This is a genomic window from Kribbella sp. NPDC050124 (assembly GCF_044460355.1).
In the GTDB taxonomy this organism is placed as follows: domain Bacteria; phylum Actinomycetota; class Actinomycetes; order Propionibacteriales; family Kribbellaceae; genus Kribbella.
On record NZ_JBITJU010000047.1, the window covers coordinates 24,120 to 30,186 of the forward strand.

7 protein-coding genes are annotated in these 6,067 nt (G+C 68.8%); 5 read left to right on the plus strand and 2 right to left on the minus strand.

Annotation, left to right across the window (positions count from 1 at the left end; genetic code table 11):
- Positions 1-16 precede the first annotated feature (16 nt).
- Both ACIBL3_RS46070 and ACIBL3_RS46075 read right to left on the minus strand, forming a co-directional pair.
- Positions 17-1,306 carry an ArsB/NhaD family transporter gene (locus ACIBL3_RS46070; protein WP_396360392.1) on the minus strand — a complete coding sequence of 430 codons (1,290 nt, stop codon included), beginning with the start codon at positions 1,304-1,306 and terminating at the stop codon, positions 17-19.
- A 34-nt stretch (positions 1,307-1,340) separates the two neighbouring features.
- The gene (locus ACIBL3_RS46075; RefSeq protein ID WP_396360393.1) at positions 1,341-1,784 is read right to left on the minus strand and encodes a CBS domain-containing protein; all 444 of its coding nucleotides are present in this window, start codon (positions 1,782-1,784) and stop codon (positions 1,341-1,343) included.
- Positions 1,785-1,957: 173 nt separating this feature from the next.
- On the opposite strand from ACIBL3_RS46075, the gene ACIBL3_RS46080 reads away from it, so the two are divergent.
- From ACIBL3_RS46080 to ACIBL3_RS46100, 5 genes are all read left to right on the plus strand, one after another.
- Positions 1,958-2,134 (plus strand): hypothetical protein, encoded by a 177-nt coding sequence (locus ACIBL3_RS46080; protein ID WP_396360394.1) that lies wholly within the window; start codon positions 1,958-1,960, stop codon positions 2,132-2,134.
- 21 nt (positions 2,135-2,155) lie between these two features.
- Positions 2,156-2,836: a TetR family transcriptional regulator gene (locus ACIBL3_RS46085; RefSeq protein ID WP_396360395.1), complete on the plus strand. Its 681-nt coding sequence runs from the start codon at positions 2,156-2,158 to the stop codon at positions 2,834-2,836.
- An 84-nt stretch (positions 2,837-2,920) separates the two neighbouring features.
- A complete protein-coding gene (locus ACIBL3_RS46090; protein ID WP_396360396.1) occupies positions 2,921-3,823 on the plus strand; it encodes an ATP-binding cassette domain-containing protein in 903 nt (300 codons plus the stop codon).
- Complete coding sequence (locus tag ACIBL3_RS46095; RefSeq protein WP_396360397.1) at positions 3,820-5,427, plus strand: ABC transporter permease; 1,608 nt, start codon at positions 3,820-3,822, stop codon at positions 5,425-5,427. The genes ACIBL3_RS46090 and ACIBL3_RS46095 overlap by 4 nt, the downstream gene beginning before the upstream one ends.
- A 40-nt stretch (positions 5,428-5,467) precedes the next feature.
- Positions 5,468-5,848 (plus strand): hypothetical protein, encoded by a 381-nt coding sequence (locus ACIBL3_RS46100; protein ID WP_396360398.1) that lies wholly within the window; start codon positions 5,468-5,470, stop codon positions 5,846-5,848.
- The last annotated feature ends 219 nt before the right edge of the window (positions 5,849-6,067 follow it).

A 6,067-nucleotide genomic window follows, 5' to 3' on the forward strand; every position in this document is an offset into this window, starting at 1 on the left:
CTCCCCCACGACCCGGTCAGGACAGCACGAAGTAGCGCAACCACAGGTACGGCGCGGCGACGATGATGGTGATCGCGGTCATCACCACGCCCTTGCGGGTGAACTCCCAGAAGCTGATCGGATGACCGGCCCGCATCGCCAGCCCGATGACGACCACGTTGGCGCTCGCACCGACCGCGGTCGCATTGCCGCCGAAGTCTGCGCCGATCGCGAGCGCCCACCACAGGGCCTCGGCCTGCGCCGGGTCCGGAATGCCCTTGGTCAGCTCGAGCACGACCGGGCTCATCGTCGCGACGTACGGGATGTTGTCCACGATCCCGGACAGCACCGCCGACACGACCAGGATCAGCATCACCGCCAGCAGCGCCCGCCCCTCGGTGAAGTTGCCGATCCGATCCGCCAGCGCACCGATCACACCGGTCTTCACCAGCGCACCGACCATGATGAACAGGCCGGCGAAGAACAGCAGCGTCTGCCACTCCACACTCGCCATGTAATGCCGGGTCGGCACACCCGAGATCAGCACCAGCAAGCCGGCTCCCAGCAGCGCCACCACGGACGGCTCGATGTCGACGACGGCCCGCCCGACGAACCCGGCGAAGACCAGCAGCAACACCGCACCGCACTTGATCAGCAGCCGCGGGTCCTCGATCGCTTCCCGCTCGTTGAGCCGCATGACGCCTTCCACCCGCTCAGGGTCGACCGTGAACGAGCCCTTGAACAACCACGGCAGCACCAACACGAACACGATCAGCTCGACGATCACCAGCGGCGCCATGTGGATCAGGAAGTCGTTGAACGTCAGCCCGGACCGGCTCGCGATGATGATGTTCGGCGGGTCACCGATCAGCGTCGCAGCGCCGCCGATGTTCGAGGCCAGCACCTCCGCGATCAGGAACGGCACCGGATTGATCCCGAGCCGGTCACACACCAGCAACGTCACCGGCGCGATCAGCAGCACGGTGGTCACGTTGTCGAGGAACGCCGAGGCCACCGCGGTGATCAGTGTCAGCAGGATCATCACCCGCAGCGGCGACCCTTTCGCCTTCTTCGCGGCCCAGATCGCGATGAACTCGAAGACGCCCGTACGGCGAATGATCCCGACAATCACCATCATCCCGAAGAGCAGGAAGATGACATCCCAGTCGACGCCCGTCTCATGCGAGTAGAACGCGTGCTCGGAATCCGTCACCCCGAGCGCCAGCAACACCGCCGCACCACCGAGCGCGGCCAGCAGCTTGTGGGTCCACTCCGTCGCGATCAGCACGTAGGCGACGACGAAGACCACCACCGCGATGACAGTCATCCGCGGCCCCCGTCGTACGACGGCAAGTCGCGCTTCAGTGCCGCGTCGCGAGCTCGAGCAACCGCGAGGCGGTCACCGCTCCCAGGATCTCCTTGTCCTTCATCACCGCGACCAGCGGGCAGCGCAGGCGGGCCATGATCGCCGCGACTTCCAGGATCGTGTCGTCGTGGTTCACCACCGGCACCTCGGTGGGCTCGGCCGGAAGCAGCTTGCGCACCGTCACTCCGGACAGCTTGTCGGCCACCTGATCCGCAAGAGACTCCTCGATCACCCGCGCCAGTGCAGGGTCGTCCTGCACGTACGTCGGCACCAGGAACTTCACCACCTGCGACGCCGGCAGGATCGCGTAAGGACTCCCATCCTTGCCGGTCACGATCAGGCCGGGCAGCCGCCGCGAGGCGAGCAGCTCCACCGCCTGGAGAGCGTCGTCGTCCAGGCCGATCACCGGATAACCCTCGGCCATCTGCTCTCCGTGCACGGCTCCACAGTACGCCGCATCGGAGGCAGGTCGACCGCCGCACAGCACGGCAACACGCGGAACAGCTCGGCACAGAGTCCTCCCGGCACGTCACGAACCGCCCGCACCCCGGACGGATGCAGGCGTGCCGACCAGACTTCCCGGCGCTCCGCGTCCTACCCTCTCCCATCTCCGTGGCCAAGAGCAACCAAGCCGCGCCCGACATGGGCTGCCGGGCCTGGACGGACGGCGAGCAGCCGAAGTACGCGCTGCGACTGAGCGCCGAAGGACTCTGGCTGGCCGGACTCCCGACGTACTCCTGGAACTCGGTCCGCGGGCTGCGCACGCGAACGACCTTGCGCGCCGATTGAACAGCGGTTTAGTCTTTGAACGTGCGTTCAACCGGAGTCGGTGACCCCGCGGCTGGTGGTGCCGGGGCCATGACGGCTGCGCGGATCCGGGACGCGGCGATTCTCCGCTTCGGGCGGGACGGGTTTGCGGCCGGGCTGCGGGCGGTCGCGGCCGACGCAGGGGTGACGGCCGGGCTGGTCGTGCATCACTTCGGCTCGAAGGACGGTCTGCGCCGGGCCTGCGACGCCTACGTGCTCGAGGTCATCAGGTCGGAGAAGACCAAGGCGGCCACGGGTAGCCCGGCCGGCATGATCGCGCAACTGGCCGAGATCGAGGAGTACGCGCCGCACGCGCTGTACTCGCTGCGCAGCATGCAGGCCGGCGGTGACCTGGGGAACGCGTTCGTCGACCAGATGTGCGCCGATGCCAAGACCTATCTCGAGGCCGGCGTCGAGGCCGGGATGATCAGGCCGAGCCGGGACCCGGCCGGCCGGGCCCGGTATCTGACTTACCAGGGCATGGGCTCGCTGCTGCTCTGGATGTCGCTGCGCCAGGGCCCGGTGGAGCTGGACGACTTCCGCGCCGAGCTGCGCCGGTTGTCCGACGAGATCACCCTGCCCGCGCTGGAGCTGTTCACCGACGGGCTGTTCGTCGACCGCTCGATGCTCGACGAGTACCTGATGTACGTCTGCGATCCGCCGGACGGTTCCGCGACACCGTAGTACGCGCGGACACGACGTCGCCCAGCGCCGTCCCCACGACGACATTTCGCCGGGAGTTCCCGGATCACTCTGGAAGGTTCAGCGATGACTGCTGCCCTGGAGATCTCGCAACTGCACAAATCCTTCGGTCAGGTGAAGGCCCTCGACGGGCTCGACCTGTCCGTTCCCACCGGCCAGGTGGCCGGGTTCCTCGGCCCGAACGGCGCCGGCAAGTCCACCACGATCCGGATCGTCCTCGGCCTGCTGCGCGCCGACGCGGGCGACGTCTCGGTGCTGGGCCGGCACCCGTGGTCCGACGCGGTCGCACTGCACCGCCGACTCGCCTACGTCCCCGGCGACGTCAGCCTGTGGCCCAACCTGACCGGCGGCGAGGCGATCGACCTGCTCTCGCGGCTCCGCGGCGGCGCGGACAAGGCCCGCAAGGCTGACCTGCTCGAGCGGTTCGAGCTCGACCCCACGAAGAAGGGCCGCACCTACAGCAAGGGCAATCGGCAGAAGGTCGCGCTGGTCGCAGCGCTCGCGTCCGAGGTCGAGCTGCTCGTCCTGGACGAGCCGACCTCGGGTCTCGACCCGCTGATGGAGACCGTGTTCCAGGAGTGCATCGCCGAGGCGAAGCTGGCCGGGCGGTCGGTCCTGCTGTCCAGCCACATCCTGGCCGAGGTCGAGAAGCTGTGCGACACCGTCGCGATCATCCGCAACGGCCGCGCGGTCCAGTCCGGCACCCTCGCCGAGCTCCGGCACCTCACCCGGACGACCATCACCGCGACGGTCACGAGCGACCCCGCCCAACTGGCGACGATCGCCGGCGTCCACGATCTGCGCCACGACGGCGACGAGGTCACCTTCGACGCCGACGGCGAGCAGATGCCGGCCGTCGTACAGTCGCTCGGCCAGCTCGGCGTACGCAGTCTGCACAGCGCTCCCCCGTCGCTCGAGCAACTCTTCCTGCGCCAGTACGGCGACGAGCTTGTCGGAGCCCAGTCGTGAACAACCGTGAGAGTTTCACCGCGACGAGGACCCTGCTCCGCTTCGCTCTTCGCCGTGACCGGGTCAAGCTGCCGATCTGGATCGGCGGGATCGGCCTCGGCATGCTGTACGCCGTCAGCGCCCTCCCGACCGTCTACGGCACCCCCGAGGAGCGCCAGGTCCGGGCCGGGCTCATGGACTCCCCCGCCGCGACGATGATGTCCGGACCTGGCTACGGCCTCGACGACTACACGCTCGGCGCGATGATCACCAACGAAATGGTGCTCTACCTCGCGATCCCCGCGGCGATGATGAGCATCTTCCTCATCACCCGCCACACCCGCGCCGAGGAGGAAACCGGCCGCGCCGAGCTTATCCGCTCCGCCGTCGTCGGCCGCCACGCCGCCACCACCGCGGCCCTCATCGTCGCCGTCATCGCGAACGCCGGCGTCGCGCTGGTCACCGCGCTCGCCATGCTCAGCGGCGACCTGGCCGCGGCCGACTCCTTCGCCGTCGGAGCAGGCATCGGCCTGACTGGACTCGCCTTCGCCGGCATCGCCACCGTCACCACCCAGCTCACCGAACACTCCCGCGCCGCCTCCAGCCTCGCCATGGCCGCCCTCGGCGCCGCCTTCCTCCTCCGCGCGATCGGCGACGTCTCCCAACCACGCGGCAACCTGCTGTCCTGGCTGTCCCCGCTCGCCTGGACCCAACAGGCCCGCCCGTTCGTCGATCTGCGCTGGTGGCCGCTCCTGCTCCCGATCGCCGTCCTCGCCGCAACCGTCGCCCTCGGCTACTTCCTGTCCGTACGCCGGGACGTCGGCGCCGGACTGCTTCCACCGAGACTCGGACGGGCCGACGCCGCACCTTCGCTGTCGACACCGTTCGGCCTCGCGGCACGTCAGCAGCGCACCGCCCTGATCGGTTGGGCGGCCGGGCTGTTTGTCTTCGCCGTACCCAGCGGATCACTCAGCGACTCCGTCACCGACGCCGTCGCCGACAACCCACAGATGGGCGAGATCTTCACCGCCAACGGCCAGGACCCGCTCGACGCGTTCTACGCCACCATGGCGCTGTTCTTCGCGCTGCTGGTCGGCGCCTTCGCCGTCACCTCCGTCCTGCGGCTGCGCTCCGAGGAACGCACCGGCCACACCGAAGCGGCGCTCGCCACCTCGGTCAGCCGGCCCCGCTGGTACTTCGCCTGGCTCGGCTACACCACGCTCGCTTCCGCCGTACTCCTGGCGGTCAGCGGTCTCGGTGTCGGCATCGGCACCGCCACCGGAGACGCCGACGCCGGCATCATCGTCGAAGTCACCCTCGGCACGCTCGCCTTCCTCCCGGCCGTCGCAGTCGTGGCCGGGCTCACCGCAGCGCTGTTCGGCCTGCGCCCGGGACTGGCCGCCCTCGCGTGGATCGTCGTCGCCTACGCAGTCTTCTTCGGCATGTTCGGCGCCCTCCTCGACCTCCCCGCCTGGGTCACCGACCTCTCCCCCTTCGCCCACACCACCGCCATGCCCCTCGAGGACATCCCGCTCGCACCCCTCGCCATACTGACCGCCCTCGCCGCAGCCCTCGCCCTCACCGGCAGCACCCTCTTCCACCACCGCGACCTCGAATCCACCTGACCACGCCCGCCGTCGCCCAGGATCAGGCATCCTTGACTCCATGTCGGGTCCTGGGCCTGTCTTCTTCGCCATCCTCGCTGCGGCCGGTGTCGTGCTCAGCTGGATCACGGTGGACGAGTTCAGCTTCGTCAGCAGCAACGACAACCTGGACCTCGACCCCGCGGCGGCAGGAGAGACGGTCGAGCTGATGGTCGACCCGCTGGCCCCGGACCGGAACATGCTCCTCGAGGACTTCAACGCCGAATGGAACGGCTCCTTCAGCGGACTCGCGTCGCGCCTGATCGTCCCGACCGGGATAACGATCATTGGCTGCGTCCTGGGCGTCAGGGCCTACCGCCTCGGCCGCCCCTGGGGCGGAATCGCCGGCGCAGCCAGTCGAATCCGAGCCAGGATCAGGTCACTCGCGGAACCGTGGCGATAACACCTGTCAGGCCGGGATGGCCATCACTCAAGCGCTCAGATCGGTTTCGTCGCCAGACAGGCAGCCGAATCGGTGGCGCAACCGCCTGAGACTGCCTAGTACTCCAGCCGTAGTTCGTGATCAAGCGAGTTGGACCGCCTGACGGTGGAAGTGGCAATCGCGGGCGCGGGCTTGGTGGCGGCGTCGCCAGCGGGACCAGTGCAGCAGGTGCCGGATGCC

Coding starts and splice junctions, on each gene's coding strand:
- ACIBL3_RS46070 (WP_396360392.1), bottom strand. CDS start 1,306: ATGACTGTCATCGCGGTGGTGGTCTTCGTCGTCGCCTACGTGCTGATC.
- ACIBL3_RS46090 (WP_396360396.1), top strand. CDS start 2,921: ATGACTGCTGCCCTGGAGATCTCGCAACTGCACAAATCCTTCGGTCAG.
- ACIBL3_RS46100 (WP_396360398.1), top strand. CDS start 5,468: ATGTCGGGTCCTGGGCCTGTCTTCTTCGCCATCCTCGCTGCGGCCGGT.